Annotated in this window: 12 protein-coding genes; 5 read left to right on the top strand and 7 right to left on the bottom strand. The window is 69.4% G+C overall.

Going from position 1 to position 14228, the window contains the following annotated elements; translation table 11 throughout:
* Window positions 1-135: 135 nt before the first annotated feature.
* Window positions 136-441: a 4a-hydroxytetrahydrobiopterin dehydratase gene (locus ACFYR3_RS06250; protein ID WP_355840320.1), complete on the top strand. Its 306-nt coding sequence runs from the start codon at window positions 136-138 to the stop codon at window positions 439-441.
* Window positions 442-446: 5 nt separating this feature from the next.
* Complete coding sequence (locus tag ACFYR3_RS06245; protein ID WP_355840321.1) at window positions 447-1163, top strand: class I SAM-dependent methyltransferase; 717 nt, start codon at window positions 447-449, stop codon at window positions 1161-1163.
* A gap of 57 nt (window positions 1164-1220) precedes the next feature.
* On the opposite strand, the gene ACFYR3_RS06240 is transcribed toward ACFYR3_RS06245, so the two are convergent.
* Both ACFYR3_RS06240 and ACFYR3_RS06235 read right to left on the bottom strand, forming a co-directional pair.
* Window positions 1221-1712 carry a hypothetical protein gene (locus tag ACFYR3_RS06240; protein WP_355840322.1) on the bottom strand — a complete coding sequence of 164 codons (492 nt, stop codon included), beginning with the start codon at window positions 1710-1712 and terminating at the stop codon, window positions 1221-1223.
* A complete protein-coding gene (locus tag ACFYR3_RS06235; RefSeq protein ID WP_355840361.1) occupies window positions 1709-2161 on the bottom strand; it encodes a hypothetical protein in 453 nt (150 codons plus the stop codon). The genes ACFYR3_RS06240 and ACFYR3_RS06235 overlap by 4 nt, the downstream gene beginning before the upstream one ends.
* 210 nt (window positions 2162-2371) lie before the next feature.
* Here ACFYR3_RS06235 and ACFYR3_RS06230 point away from each other — a divergent pair, with 210 nt between their 5' ends.
* Together ACFYR3_RS06230 and ACFYR3_RS06225 are read left to right on the top strand one after the other, a co-directional pair.
* Entirely contained in the window at window positions 2372-3316 is a 945-nt protein-coding gene (locus ACFYR3_RS06230) for a YafY family protein (protein WP_355840323.1), read from the top strand.
* 88 nt (window positions 3317-3404) lie between these two features.
* The gene (locus tag ACFYR3_RS06225) at window positions 3405-5282 is read left to right on the top strand and encodes a rhamnogalacturonan lyase (RefSeq protein ID WP_389281745.1); all 1878 of its coding nucleotides are present in this window, start codon (window positions 3405-3407) and stop codon (window positions 5280-5282) included.
* 86 nt (window positions 5283-5368) lie between these two features.
* Here ACFYR3_RS06225 and ACFYR3_RS06220 read toward each other — a convergent pair whose 3' ends face one another.
* From ACFYR3_RS06220 to ACFYR3_RS06210, 3 genes are all read right to left on the bottom strand, one after another.
* The gene (locus ACFYR3_RS06220) at window positions 5369-6031 is read right to left on the bottom strand and encodes a hypothetical protein (protein WP_389281743.1); all 663 of its coding nucleotides are present in this window, start codon (window positions 6029-6031) and stop codon (window positions 5369-5371) included.
* A 157-nt stretch (window positions 6032-6188) separates the two neighbouring features.
* On the bottom strand, window positions 6189-6836 hold the full coding sequence (locus tag ACFYR3_RS06215) for a hypothetical protein (RefSeq protein ID WP_389281741.1): 648 nt from the start codon (window positions 6834-6836) through the stop codon (window positions 6189-6191).
* A gap of 337 nt (window positions 6837-7173) precedes the next feature.
* Entirely contained in the window at window positions 7174-7680 is a 507-nt protein-coding gene (locus tag ACFYR3_RS06210; protein WP_389282018.1) for a hypothetical protein, read from the bottom strand.
* A gap of 264 nt (window positions 7681-7944) precedes the next feature.
* Between ACFYR3_RS06210 and ACFYR3_RS06205 the strand changes: the two genes are divergently transcribed.
* On the top strand, window positions 7945-8463 hold the full coding sequence (locus ACFYR3_RS06205) for a HEAT repeat domain-containing protein (RefSeq protein ID WP_389281739.1): 519 nt from the start codon (window positions 7945-7947) through the stop codon (window positions 8461-8463).
* Here ACFYR3_RS06205 and ACFYR3_RS06200 read toward each other — a convergent pair.
* Window positions 8429-11083, bottom strand: coding sequence for a cellulose binding domain-containing protein (locus ACFYR3_RS06200; protein ID WP_389281737.1), 2655 nt, complete (start codon window positions 11081-11083; stop codon window positions 8429-8431). The genes ACFYR3_RS06205 and ACFYR3_RS06200 overlap by 35 nt on opposite strands.
* Before the next feature lie 161 nt (window positions 11084-11244).
* Window positions 11245-14169 (bottom strand): glycoside hydrolase family 48 protein, encoded by a 2925-nt coding sequence (locus tag ACFYR3_RS06195; protein ID WP_389281735.1) that lies wholly within the window; start codon window positions 14167-14169, stop codon window positions 11245-11247.
* Window positions 14170-14228 lie beyond the last annotated feature (59 nt).

The following is a 14228-nucleotide window of genomic DNA, read 5'->3' as shown; positions in this document are numbered from 1 at the left end:
CCGGGCAGCCCACCGGTGAGCCGCGCCGCTCGTGCCCTGCCTGCCGGGTGCGGCTGTGGCACGCTGGCAAGGGCCCGATCCGAACCCATCGCCCCACCCCGGACATCTCACCCGCCGTACGAAGGGACACCGTCCATGGCCGTCGAAGCGCTGGCGCAGAAGGAGATCGAGGAACGGCTGGCGGAGTTGCCCGGTTGGTCGCTGGAGGGTGACCGGCTCGCCCGTACCTACCGGCTCGGCTCGCACTTCGCGGCGACCGCGATGGTCGTGCACATCGCCCAGGTGCAGGAGGAGCTCGACCATCACTCCGACCTCACCCTCGGCTACAACACGATCGCCCTCACCGTGAACACGCACAGCGTCGGCGGCGCCGTCACCGCGCTCGACTTCGACCTCGCCCGCAGGGTGGAGGAACTCGCGCCGGGGCACGGGGCGAACTGACCTCTGTGCTGGACTACGACAAGGAAGCGGACGGGTACGACGCGACGCGGGGCGGCGAGCCACGGGCCGCCGCGGCCGCCGACGCCGTGCTCGCGCTGGTCCCCGACGACGCCCGCAGTCTGCTCGACCTGGCCTGCGGCACCGGCATCGTGACGCGCCGGCTCGCGGCCGGGCGGCCCGGGCTCAGGGTGACGGGCACGGACGCGGCGTACGGCATGGCGCGCAGGGCCGCGGCGCGTCTGCCGGGAGCCGTCGTCCTGGCAGACTGCCGTCAACTCCCGTTCCCGGACGGATCGTTCGACTCCGTCTCCGCCGTCTGGCTCTTGCACCTGCTGGACGACGCGGGCCCCGTCGTCACCGAGGCCGCGCGTGTGCTGCGTCCCGGTGGAGTGTTCGTCACCACCGTCGACAAGGCCGCGGCCCATCATGTCGGCAGCGACATAGACGCGTTGGCCGCGCCGTACCGCACCGGGCGCGCCGCGGACGGGTCCGAGCGGGTCGCGTCGTACGCCGCCGAGCACGGACTGACCCTGAGCGGCACGGCCCGTTTCCGGGGCCACGGTCAGGGCCGGACCCCCCGCCGCGTCGCCCGCTACATCCGGACCGGTGAGCTGTACGCGGCCGGCGGCCCCCAACTCGCCGACCGCGTCGAGATGTTGACGGACCCGGATGTCCCGCGCCAGGAACCGGAGTTCACCCTGCGGGCGTTCCGCAAGCGGTGATCCCACCTGAACTGCTGAGCCCGCATGAATGTGCGCGAACCGCGCCCCGGCGCAGGGTCAGACGGCCTTCCGTCGCGTGAACTCCATCGTCCAGTTGGTCAGCCAGGTGTTCTCCCCGTCCACGGAGAACGCCTGCTCCCACCGGGCCGTCGTCTCCGAGATCCCCGACCACACGAACCGCACGCGCACGTCCTTCCCGTCATGGGTGTCGTCGCCGTGGAACTCGCCCCGCCCGTCCGGCCCGAACCGCCCGAGCACCGGAGGGAACAGCTTCCCGCTGCGGCTGGAGGACCAGTTCAACGACCACCGCTCGGTCTCCAGGTCGAAGAGCCGCAGCGTCAGCCCCTTCCATCCCTGACTCGGCACGTCGATCTCGTCGATGTTCGCCGCCCCGCCGAACAGGTTCCAGCAGCGGCTGACGGCAGGGAACTCCTCCCAGTCGCTCTCCGGGTCGAGGAAGTCGGTACGGCGGCGGTTGACGACGTCCCAGTCCCCGTGGAAGAAGTCGAAGTCGCGGAGGGCGGCGGCGTTGTCGCGGGCGTTGCTCATGTGCGGTCTCCCGTGGCTCCCTCGGGCAGCGAATCGGTCAAGTAGGCCTCCAGGTCGGGTACTTCGGAGGCGAGAAGGTGCCGCACCCAGGCGTCCCGCTCGTGCAGGATCGGCGGCAACTCCCAGACGCAGCCGATCCACGGGAGGTCCGGGGTGATGAAGTGCGCCGGGTCCCGGTCGGGGCAGCCCAGCACCGGTTGGCCCGCGGCGGCGCCCCGGAAGTGCAGGACGTTGTCCCACACCCAGCTGTAGGCGTTGAGGTAGGCGCCGTCGTCGCCGCCCCGGTGCAGGACGACGAACGTGGCGGGCGGGGTGCCGTCCGGTTCGGGGAGCAGCCTCGGCAGCATCGCGTACGCCGCCCGCTCGACCTCGGGCTCGATACCGGCCGGGTCCGCGGTGACGTGGTACCGCTTGATCCGCCGTCCCGCCACCTCGATGGGCGGCGGCACGGTCAGGAACTTCTCCCTGAAGGCCGCGGGTGGCGGGGAGGCCGCGGAATCCCCGGAAGGCGCGGAAGCGGCCGATGCTGTGGAGCTCGCGGAGCCGGTCGAGGCCGCGGAAGTGCCGGCGTCCGCAGATGTGCCGGCGTCCGGAGAAGTCGTGGAGGTCACTGAAGCCATGGCAGGACGTTAAGCCCGCTTCACTGACACCATATGTCAGTGAAGTCCAGCCGTCTCATCTCGATCCTGCTGCTGCTCCAGACCCGCGGCAGACTGACCGCCGCCCAGCTCGCCGAGGAACTGGAGGTGTCGGTCCGGACGGTGTACCGGGACGTCGAGGCACTGGGCGCGGCGGGCGTCCCGCTGTACGGCGACGCGGGGCACGCGGGCGGTTACCGGCTGCTCGACGGCTACCGCACCCGCCTCACGGGCCTCACCACCGAGGAGGCCGAGGCCCTCTTCCTCGCCGGGGTACCCGGACCCGCCGCCGAACTCGGTCTCGGTTCGGTGCTCGCCGCGGCCCAGCTCAAGGTGCGCGCCGCCCTCCCGGCCGAACTGCGCGAGCACGCCGACCGGGTCAGCGGCCGCTTCCACCTGGACGCGCCGGGCTGGTACGCGGACGCCGACGAGACCCCGTACCTCTCCGCCGTCGCCGACGCCGTCTGGAACGGTCGCGTCCTGCACATCCTCTACCGCCGCTGGCGCGAACCCACCGACGTGGAGCGCCGCCTGGAGCCGTACGGGCTCGTCCTGAAGGCGGGTCGCTGGTACGTCGTCGCCGGCCCCGGGCCGCGCACCTTCCGGGTGGACCAGATCCTCGAACTAACCTCCTCCGGTGAGGAGTTCACCCGACCCGAGGGGTTCGACCTGGCGGCGTACTGGACCGCGTACCAGCGGGACTTCCACCAGCGGCTGCACCGGGCGGAGGCGGTCGTGCGGATCGCGCCCGGTACCCGGCTGAGCGGTCCCGCGGCGCAGGCGGTGGCAGCCAACGGCCTTACGGAAAAGGGTGGTTGGACGCTCGCCACGGTTCCCATCGAATCCGAGGACCAGGCCCACGACGACTTCCTGCGGCTCGGGACGGCGATCGAGGTTCTGGAACCGCCCGAACTTCGCGCCCGCATCGCCGAAACCGTCGTCGAACTGGCTCGCAGATACGCGTAGAGAGCGCTTGCTGCGGAGCGGCAACTCCTGTGCGGGCAGCGGCGACTGAGAGGGCAGAAGCAGTCCGTCCTCTCAGGAGGTATCCATCGTGCAGCACCCGCAACGGCAGCACCGCAGACGCGCCATCGGCTCGGCCCTGGCGGCCGCCGCCCTTATCGCCGCCGGACTCACCGCCCTCGGCGCCGGGCCGGCCCAGGCCGCCACGGCGAGGCAGGTCGAAGCCCTCGACCGGGGCGTCGTCAGCGTCCACACCGACAGCGGCAACCTGGTCAGCTGGCGCTGGCTGGGCACCGACCCGAACGACGTGTCGTTCAATGTCTACCGCGCCGGTATGTTGGTCAACTCCACCCCGATCACCGGCTCCACCAACTACTTCCATTCGGGCGTACCCGCGCAGGCCGACTACACGGTCCGCGCGATGGTGAACGGTGCGGAGCAGGGCGACTCCGTCCATGCCATCCAGTTCCGTACGGGCTACATGGACGTTCCCATCACCCCGCCCGCCGGCGGCACCACCCCCGACGGGGTCGCGTACACCTACGAGGCCAACGACGCGTCCGTCGGCGACCTCGACGGCGACGGGCAACTCGACTTCGTCCTCAAGTGGCAGCCGACGAACGCCAAGGACAACTCCCAGTCCGGCTACACCGGCGACACGATCGTCGACGGCGTCAAGCTCGACGGCACCCGGCTGTGGCGCGTCGACCTGGGCAGGAACATCCGCTCGGGCGCCCACTACACGCAGTTCCAGGTGTACGACTACGACGGCGACGGCAAGGCGGAGGTCGCCATGAAGACGGCGGACGGCACAACGGACGGGAAGGGCACGGTGATCGGCAGTTCCTCCGCCGACTACCGGAACTCCAGCGGCTACGTCCTGTCCGGGCCCGAGTACCTGACCATGTTCAACGGCCGGACGGGCGCGGCCATGGGCACCGTCGACTACGTGCCGGCGCGCGGCACGGTCTCCTCCTGGGGCGACTCGTACGGCAACCGTGTCGACCGATTCCTCGCGGGAACAGCCTACTTGGACGGCTCCCGGCCCTCCCTCGTCATGGCGCGCGGCTACTACACCCGTACGGTCATAGCCGCCTGGGACTGGCGGGGCGGCGCGTTCACCCGGCGCTGGACCTTCGACACCAACTCCTCGACCAACAGCGGCAAGGGGTACGACGGCCAGGGCAACCACCAGCTGTCCGTCGCCGATGTCGACGGCGACGGCGACGGCAAGGACGAGATCGTGTACGGCTCGATGGCCGTGGACGACAACGGCAACGGCCTGTGGACGACCAAGAACGGTCACGGCGACGCGATGCACGTCGGCGATCTCGACCCGTCCCGCGCGGGCCTGGAGGAGTTCAAGGTCGACGAGGACTCCACCAAGCCGGCCTCGTGGATGGCGGACGCGAAGACCGGCGCGATCCTGTGGTCGACGGCCGCCAACGGTGACAACGGCCGGGGCGTGTCCGGGGACGTCTGGGCGGGCAGCGCGGGGGCCGAGTCCTGGTCCTCCCACGCCGACGGCGTCCGCAGTCCGCAGGGCACGGTGGTGGCCACCCGCAAGCCGGGCAGCGTCAACTTCCTGTCCTGGTGGGACGGGGACACAGTCCGCGAACTCCTCGACGACACCCACATCGACAAGTACGGCACGTCCGCCGACACCCGCCTGCTGACCGGCTCGGGCGTCCATTCCAACAACGGCACCAAGGCGACGCCGTCCCTGTCCGGCGACATCCTCGGCGACTGGCGCGAGGAGGTCGTCTGGCCGACGACGGACAACACGGCCCTCAGGATCTACTCCACCCCGTACGAGACGACCACGAAGATCACCACGCTGCTCCACGACACCCAGTACCGCACAGCCCTGGCCTGGCAGAACACGGCCTACAACCAGCCCCCGCACCCGAGCTTCTTCATCGGCAGCGGTATGGCGACGGCGCCGCGGCCGACGGTGTACACGCCGTGACCCGGGAAAGTCACCCTCCGAGTTGAGATCAAAAGGCGGCCGTCCGACCCGGACGGCCGCCGAATGCCTGATCCGACCGCTTGGAGCTACGGACAGGACTCGCCGAACTTGACTGCGGTGAGGGTCACCGGCTGCCCGTTCAATGCCGCGCGCGCTGCCGGGGTCTGAGTGCACACCTGCCAGTTGGATTCGATCAGTACCCAACGGTCCTGCCCGCCGGCGTCCTTCACGTCGATCGAAGTGCCGCTGTCGAGCGCGGCTCGCGCCGCCTTCACGGACTTCCCCTTGAAGTCCGGCATCTTCCCACCGACGGCGGACGGCGCCTGCATGTCCTTCGCCGGGCAGGTCTCTTCGAGCTTCACAGCCCCGAAGTCGAGAGTCGTGTCGACGGGGATCGTCTTCCCGGCCTGGTAGTTCTGGCTGCACACCTTCCAGTTGCGGTCGAAGGCCTGCATGCGGTCCCGGCCGAGCGAGTCGTGCGACTTGAGCGAGTAGAAGCCCTGCGCCTGCGCCGCGTCCTGCGCGGACTGCAGGCCCATGCCCACGAAGACGGGCACCTTCTTCCGCGCTGCCGCGGTGGGCTTGTCGTCCTTCGCCGCAGACCCGTCGCCCGTCGGCACTCCCGTGACGCCGGGATTCGCGCCGGTGGACTTCGTTCCGCTGGACTTCGTGCCGTCGGTCGGCTGGCAGGCGACGAGGCCGCCGGCCGCGACGGTCAGCAGGATCGCGCTGATGATCCGGGTACGCACAGATTTCTCCTGAGTGATGCTGGTGCAGGCGAAATACGCTAAACCATATGTAGTGGGGGAGTTGACGACGTGACTCCTTCGTGACAGTGCGAAGGTGCCCGGCACGTGACGCGACTGCGCCCCGTCCTTCGAGGGCGGGGCGCAGTGGTGTGTCCGTCTACTCCCAGTCGCCGAACAGCCCACTGCTCAGCTGGGCCGAGCAGATGTTGTAGCTCCCCGACGCGTGACCCTTCTTCGTGTGGCCGTCGACGGTGACCGAGCAGTTGATGTCACCGCCACCCTGGAGCTGCGCCGACACGTCGTAGTACATGGCGTCCGAGTCGAACGGGAGCGTCTTCGTCATGGGCGGCCCGGAACCGTCACGGTTGTCGCTGTCGCTGCCGTAGGTGATGTCGGCACCGGCCGGCGCGCTGCCCCAGACCTTGAACACGACCTTGCCCGCGGAGGCTTGGTCGGCTGCCTGCTTGTCACCGCTGCCACTGGCGGCCTTCGGCTTGGCCGTCGTCGTCTTGGTGACGGTGACCGTCGGCTGCGGTTCCGCCTTCTTGGTCGTGCCGGTCTTCGCCGCGGCGGTCTTCGTCACGGTCACGGTCGGCTGCGGCTTCGCGTCCGCGCTCGTCTTCTCCGTGCCGTCACTGCCGGATGAGCCGATCCCGACTCCGAAGAACAGGATCAGCAGCGCGGCGGGGATGGCGACCCGCTTCCGCGCCCACTTCGGCGCTGCGGGAGCCGGTCCGGGGGGCGGTCCGAAGGGCGCCTGTCCAGGTATGGGCGGCTGGGCAGGCGGCAGTTGGTTGTGCGACATAGGTCCCCCACAGGTAGTTCAGTGCCATGTGAACGTAAGCGGGAAGTGTGAGATCGGATAGAGGTGAGGGGGATGAGTGATGGAACTGTGATGGAATGGTGAACATTGAACCACTCCGGTTACGCCTCCTCGCCGCATCAATGGCGCGGAGAGGCTGCCGTCTTGGTGTGGCCGAGCGCCAACTCGTAGTCCCCGGCTGGAGCTGGAGCTGGAGCTCGCCTCCGCCGCGGACCGCGGCTCGACGACGCCAGGTCGGCCGCCCTCCCACGCGTTGACGGAGTCACGCCCGCCTGAAGGCGAGTGACGGCCCGCGAGGAGACTCGTCCGTGCGTCGCCGTCAGCTGTACGTCCAGCGCCAGCCGCCGGACCGGTACGCGCACGTGATCCTGGTGCCGCCCGCGGTGGTCGTGCTGGCGCCGTGGTCGCTGTTGCGGCAGTACTGGCCCGCCGAGTAGCAGTTGCCGGCGTTGGAGGTGATCGAGCAGGTGCTGACGCTGGTTCCGCTGCCGCTGCTGCCTCCGGACCCGCCGCCGCTGCCGGAGGCGGCTCTCGCGGTGACGGTGACCTTCACCTTGACGGTCTTCGTCGCGGTCACCGTCGGTGCCGGTTTCGGCTTCGCGGTCGCCGTCTCCGTTGCCGTCGCCGTGATGGTGACGGTGGGGGCGGGCCGCACCGTGGCGGCCGCGGCCTTCGTGGTGTTGCTCTTCCGGCCGCTGTCGTTGCCGCTGCTGTCACTGCCGCCGGCGCCGACGCCGAGGAGGAACGCGAAGGCGATCGTGGGCAGCACGTAGCGCTTGCGCGCCCAACGAGGTCTGGCCGGCTGCGGTGCGGGCTCGGGCGGCATGGGTGCCCGCCCGTATCCGAACGGCGGCTGCTGGTTGTACGACATGGTCCCCCCAGGGATGGTTCGTGGTGGGGTGACGGTATCGGGTGATGTGAAGAGAGTGTGAGCAGAAAGTGAAGGTGGTGACGCAGTTGTGATCATGCTGGATGGGGCAAAGGGCTCCAACCCTGCTTTCTCGTGACGTGCCGTGACGGTCTGTCCGCCCCGAACCGTCTGTATCTCCCCGGGACTCGGTACGCGGACTCGGTGTGATCCCGTCGGTTCATGAAGGGTGCGCGGTGGAAGGGCAACCGACGACAGGCGATCTCGGCGCCCGCCTCGACGGACTCGCTCTCGGCCCGGCCGATCCGGAGTGTCGTCGTCGGCGCGCTCGGCAGCCACCGTACGAGCCCGGCGGCCGTCGACCTGATGGTCGGTCTGCTGACCGACTCCTCCGCGGACGTGCGCGTCTCCGCCCTCGGTTCTCTCGGTTTCCGCCGACAGCCCCGCACCCTGCCGGACATCTGCCGACTCGCGGACGACAGCGGCCCTCGCGTTCGTGCCTGGGTCGCCATGGCCCTGGGCCGTTTCCCCGTCGCGGAAACCGGCGACGCGGCCACCGCGGCCGTGCTCGAACGGCTCCGAACGGACCCGGACCCGCAGGTTCGCGAAGAGGCGACGAAAAGCACATCGGTGAGCGACGGGCGGCGCGGCGGCTCAGGGGCCCGTGCCCGTCGGACACGCGCCCCTGAGGATGGAGGCGGGGAGGTCAACTCACCGCGCAGCTCTGGTCCCCCGACTTGAAGGACACGGGTTTCGTGTTCGCCCCCGTCCAGCTCCCCGTGAAGCCGAAACCCACCGCCGAACCCGGTGCCACGTTCGCGTTCCAGGTCAGGTTCTTGGCCGTGACCACGGCGCCCGACTGTGTGTAGTCGGCGTTCCAGAGCTGGGTGATCCTCTGGCCGTCCGGGAAGGTCCAGCCCAGTGTCCAGCCGGTCCATGCGGCGGAGCCCGTGTTGGCCAGCGACACCTCGGCCTGGAAGCCGCCCGACCACTGGTTCGTGATCCGGTACGTCACCGTGCAGGCACCCGTGGGCGGGGGTGTCGGATCCGTACCGCCGCCCCCGCCCCCGGTGTCCGAACTGTCGCCGTAGACGATCCCGCGCCCGTTCGTCGCGACGTACACCCGCCCGTAGATCCGGGGGTCCCCGGTGATGGCCGCGCCGGTCCAACCCCACTGGTGGGCGTCGTCGTTGATGCGTGTCCAGGTCGCGCCCTTGTCCGTCGAGCGGAAGATCCCGCGGACGCCCCCGATCTTCGCGCTGGTGTAGAGCGTCTGGTAGGAGGCGCCGGTCGCCGCCTTGCCGAAGCCGATGGTGTCGGCCTGCTCGACGTTCGACAGCTTGGTGAAGGTCGCGCCGCCGTCCGTCGAGTGCCACAGTCCGTACGCACCGTCGCTCGCGCCGCCCGCGAGCCACACATCGCCCTTCGTGCCGGGCAGCGCCTTGAAGCGCACGCTGTCCCCGCTGGGCAGGTTACCGGCCGAGGACGCCGTGAAGGTCGCGCCGCCGTCCGAACTGACATAAAACTTGCCCGACTTGAAGCCGTAGAAGGTCTTCGGATCGACCCGGTCCGACTCGACGACCGCGCCGGCGGGGATACCGCTCGACACGGACCACGACGTACCGAACCCGGTGGTGTACTGCACCCCGGTGCCTGCCGGGCTCCACACGAAGCGGCTGCCGTCCGAGGCCGCGGCTACCGTGCCGCCGCCGGTGACGCCCGAAGGGTCGCTGCCCGCGAACCAGTTGGCGCCGTTGTCCGTCGAGAAGCCGATGTGCGGCCCGGCGTCGAGGTTGCCGACGCGGACCACCGTGTTCGGATTGGACTCGGCGTAGTCGAGGCTGGTCGTGGTGGTGAGGTTCGGTGAGGTGTACATCATCGAAGGGACCTTGGTGAGATCCGTGTGCCGGAAGCCGCCGATGTCACCGAGCGCGCTGAGCAGGGGAGCGCCCGACGGGGGAGAGGCGAGGTCGTTGACGGCCGTCTCCTCCAGGCCCTGGACCATGGGCTTGACGGTGAACTGACTTCCGGCGTCCCAGTTGGTGAGGTTCTCGGTGCCGTAGACCGTCGCGCCCGTCCCGTACATCATCCGGGCGGAGTCGAACGGGTCGATCTCCAGACCCTCGGTCATCCAGCCGAGTTTGGGAGTCTGCTCGGGTGGCGAGGGATTCGCGCCGAAGGTCAGCCAGGGCACGGACGAGACGTCCGTCGTGTAGCGGTTCGAGCGGTTCGGGTACGACGTGTAGTCCCACGCCTTCGTCCAGGTGCCGCCGCTGTCCGTGGACCGGAAGATCTGAGTGTCGGGCCACCAGGAGCTGTACGCCGTCGCCATCACGGTGCCGGGGTGCTGCCGGTCGACACTCAGCCCGCTGAAGCCGTAGTAGGTGTCGGCCTCCGCGACCGGGCTGATGTTCGTCCACGTCCCGGTCCGGGTCGCGTACCGCCACAACTGGCCCTTGCCGCCGTCGTACGGGCCGCCCGTGTCGCTGTAGGCGAGATAGAGATAGCCGTTCACCGCGTCGAGGACGCCCTTGTGGGCGAGATAACCGGTCGGCTGGCCCGCGATCCTGGACCAGGTCGCACCGCCGTCCGTCGAGCGGTAGACCGCGTTGTCCTTGTCGGCGACCCCCACATAGATGGTCTGCGTGGCGCTTCCGGAGGTGCCGGTGGACTCGTCGAAGGTGACCCAGACGATGCCCTGGTTGTCGGAGGCGTAGCCGCTGGTGTCGGTCGCGTCCTGCACGTAGTTGCCGACGTTGGGGAAGCCGGTGACCTGCGACCAGCTCGCGCCGGAGTCCGTGGACTTCCACAGGCCCTTGCCGCTGGGCGCGCCCAGATACAGCACGCTGTTCCTGTTGGGGTCGACGGCCAGCCGCTCACCCATGCCCCGTCCGGGCATGTTGCCGCCCAGCTTGAAGGGCAGGTCGGCCTTCTGCCAGCTCGCCCCCCGGTCGGCGGAGCGCAGGACGGCCCCGTTCGTCGGGTCCCAGCTGTTGGTGTACGTGCCGACAGCCGCGTACACCTTGTTCGGGTCGACGGAGTCGGAGGCGAGGCTGACGACGCCGGAGTGGCCCCACTCGCTCCAGCCGACCGAGTCGAGCAGCGGGGTCCAGCTCCTCGACGCCTGGACCCAGCGATAGGCACCGCCGATGTCCGTACGGGCGTAGGCGAGGTTCTTCTCGGAGCGGTTGAACACGATGCCGGGGACGAAGCCGCCGCCGTCGATGCGGGCGTTCTTCCAGGTGTACGTGTCGGCCGCGACGGCTGCCCTGGGGGTGCTCGCGGCCAGTGCGGGCGGAGTGCCGGCCAGTAGTCCGGCGGCGAGGGCGAGTACGGCCGTGAGGACGCGGGTTCTTCGCACGGTGGGGCCTCTCCGGGAACGATGGGGGGAAAGAGGGCGAAATGGGCGGGAGTCGGGAAGGGGAGCGTGATGGCCGGGCGGCCCTCAGTGCGGTGAGGGACCGCCCGGCCGGTGGCCCTGCCGTCAGGGACAGGGCCGCGTACCCGGAGCCACAGCGGGGACTATTCGAGAAGCTCCGCGTACGAACCCATGGCGAGGGCGATGTCCGCCTGCGCCCAGAACCGGTGGTACGTGAAGGAGGGCGCGGCGCCGCCCGCCAGGTAGCTCTGGATCTTCGACCAGGCCGGATCGTTCTTGTAGAACGAGCGCAGCGAGGCGAAGGTCGAGGAGGAGTTGACCGCGTCGCCGTTCGGCATCGTGCCGGTGAAGGTGCTCGGCACGTACACGCTGTCGTTGAAGCGGTTGTAGTCGGAGCGGGTCTCCGGGACGGCTATGCCCAGACCGTCCTGGTAGTTGTTCCACATGCCGTCCAGAAGTGCCTTCGCCGTCGTCTTCGCCTGGGTGTTGCCGGACTTGGCGGCGTAGTACGACAGGGTCTTGGCGTACGCGGCGGCCACGCCGACGTCGTTCGTGTAGTCGGCGACGGTGACGTGAAGTCCGCTGTTGGCACCGGGACTTGACGCGTTCCAGGTGTCCGGTGCGCCGGACCACTGGAGGGTGGACGGGATCTGGTAGGTGCCGTCCGGGTTGATCGTGGTCTTGGACAGCGCCCACGCGACCCACTTGTCGAGGACCGCCTTGGCGCTCGCGTTCCCCGTCTGCTGGTAGTACTCGGCGACCCGCTCCATGGACCAGGCCTGGAAGCCGAACCACTGGTTGGACGGCGGGTCGTGGTACACCGGCTGCTGGTCGTAGTACATGCCGTAGAAGGTCGGCGTCCCTGCCGGAGGCGTCGCGTAACGGCCGGCCCAACTGTTGGTCGCGCCGCCCGCGATGGCGCCCTCGTTCGACTGGAGCCAGCGGTAGAACTCCAGTTGGCGGGTCAGCGAGGTGGCCCAGTCCGAGGCCCCCGTCGCCGACTTGGGCTTCAGGTCGGCGTTGGTGCTGAGCGCGTAGGCGGCCAGCGGGTTCTGGTAGCCGCCGTGGGTGTGGCTGGAGCCGATGCGCCAGGCCCAGCCCGCCGAGGTGTCGTTCGCGCCGCCCCAGGCGTAGTACCAGGAGAGCAGATAGTGCGAGGCGTCCTTGCCGGTACCCGCCGGGCAGGTCGTCGGGCCGACGCAATTGCCTATTTTCTTGAAGTACTTGTCGTACATGGCGTAGCGGAGATAGTCGCCCATCTTCGCGGCCTTGCCGACGGTGGTCGAGACGTCGGCGCTCTTGCCCTGGGCCTTGGCCCACACGTCGGCCCAGTAGGCGGCCTGCACCGCACGCGCGTCGGCGTCCGGGGCGTCCGTGTACTTCCACTGCTTCGCGTACGAGGAGTCCCCGGTGAAGAGGTCCAAGTACCCGTTCTTGCCGCCGTACTTGAAGGCGTCGCAGGTCGGCTGCGGCACCGTCTCCCACACCGACTCCTGTGCACCGCGCTGGAAGGTGTTGATGTACGACGGACCGGTGGCGGTCGGACCCGCCTCGCACTTGCCCGGCTCATTGCCGTAGCCGTAGGTGTTGTCCACGTCCTGGAGCCAGTGCATGCCGTACACGTCGTCCGTGCCGTACGCGCTCTTCAGCTCGGCGGCGATCGGGTCCGGACCGACCGAGACACCGGTGTCGAGCTTGGCCGGGTACTCGTTCGGCGTGTCCAGCTCGGGCGCGTAGGTGGCCGGCTTGGACGCGTTGTAGAAGGAGTTCGTCGGCTGGTCGGCGCGCGTGGGGATCATGTACGTCTCCATGGTCGACCACGCGGCGTTGAACTTCGACCAGTCGCCGGTGACCTTCCCGTACATCGCCTGGAGCCAGATCAGATAGCTGTACGCCTCCGACGTCGTCTCGTGTCCCTGGTCCGGCGCCTCGACGATCAGCGTCTCCACCGAGTGATAGGGGATGCCCTCGGGGGAGAAGTAGCCGTTCGACGGGTTGGTGATCTTGCCGTAGAGGTCCAGGAAGCGCGCGTCGTACGCCTTCGTCGCGGCCAGTTCCGTCACGGTGACGGTGGCCTTGGCCTGGCCGGTCGCCGAGGCCGTGAAGGTCGCGGACCCCGTCCCGGAGGCATCGGCGGTGATGGTCACCGTCTGCGCCGTGTTCCAGTTGGACGGGGTGAAGGCCAGACTCGAACCACCGGTGACGGAGAGCCCGGTGTTGCCGTCCGTGCGGGCCACCGCCACCGTCACGTTGGCGCTCGGATGGGTCGAGAGCTTCACCGTGAACGTCCCCGACTTGCTCTGCTGGACGCCGAGTTGGGTCGGGGAGGCGACGATCGCGGGTCCCGAGGCGACCGTGATGCCGGCCGGCGTGGACTCCGCCGACGCGCCCAGGCTGTCGTACGCCTTCGCGAGGATGGAGTGACTGCCCACGGCCAGCCCGGACGCCGACAGGGTGAACGGCGAGCTGGTGTCGGTGCCGAGCAGGGTCGTGTCGTCGTAGAACTCGACCTTGGAGACGGTCGCCCCGTCGGCCGCCGCCGCGGTCGCGGCCAGCGGGACGGCGTCGCCCTGGGTGTAGACGGCGCCCGCCGCGGGGCTGGTCAGGACGGTGATCGGTGGCTGGTGCGCGCCGGTGCAGGTGGTGCCGTTGACGGCGTAGGAGGCGGGGGCGGTGTTGGTGCCGCTGTAGGTGAACTGCGCGCCGGCGGTCACGGCGGTCCCGGCGGCGATCGTCCCGTTCCACGCCGCGTTCTTCGCGGTGACCGTCTTGCCGGACTGGGACCAGGTCCCGTTCCAGCCGTTGGTGAGGGTCTGGTTGCCCGTGTAGGCGTACGTCAGGGTCCAGCCGTTGATGGCGTCCGAGCCCCGATTGGTGATCGTCAGATCCGCGGTGAAGCCGGAGCCCCAGTCGTTGGTCTTGTAGTCGACGCTGCACTGAACCGTGGCCGCGTGTGCGGGAGTCGCACCGGTCGCCAGAGTCGCGAACGGGAGGGCGAGCGCCGCCACTACGGCGGTCCACAGGCGTCGCGAACTGCGACGACGTCTCCATCGAGGGCTGGGATCCATGGTGCTGGTTCCTCCTTGCGGCTCGGAGAATGGGGGGAGGAGCAACAAGCCTTGAACCA

Origin of the sequence: Streptomyces sp. NPDC005784, assembly GCF_042871525.1 — a bacterium.
Classification (GTDB): Bacteria; Actinomycetota; Actinomycetes; order Streptomycetales; family Streptomycetaceae; genus Streptomyces.
Note: the sequence above shows the minus strand (reverse complement) of the source record. Positions and strands in the feature narration are given on the sequence as shown.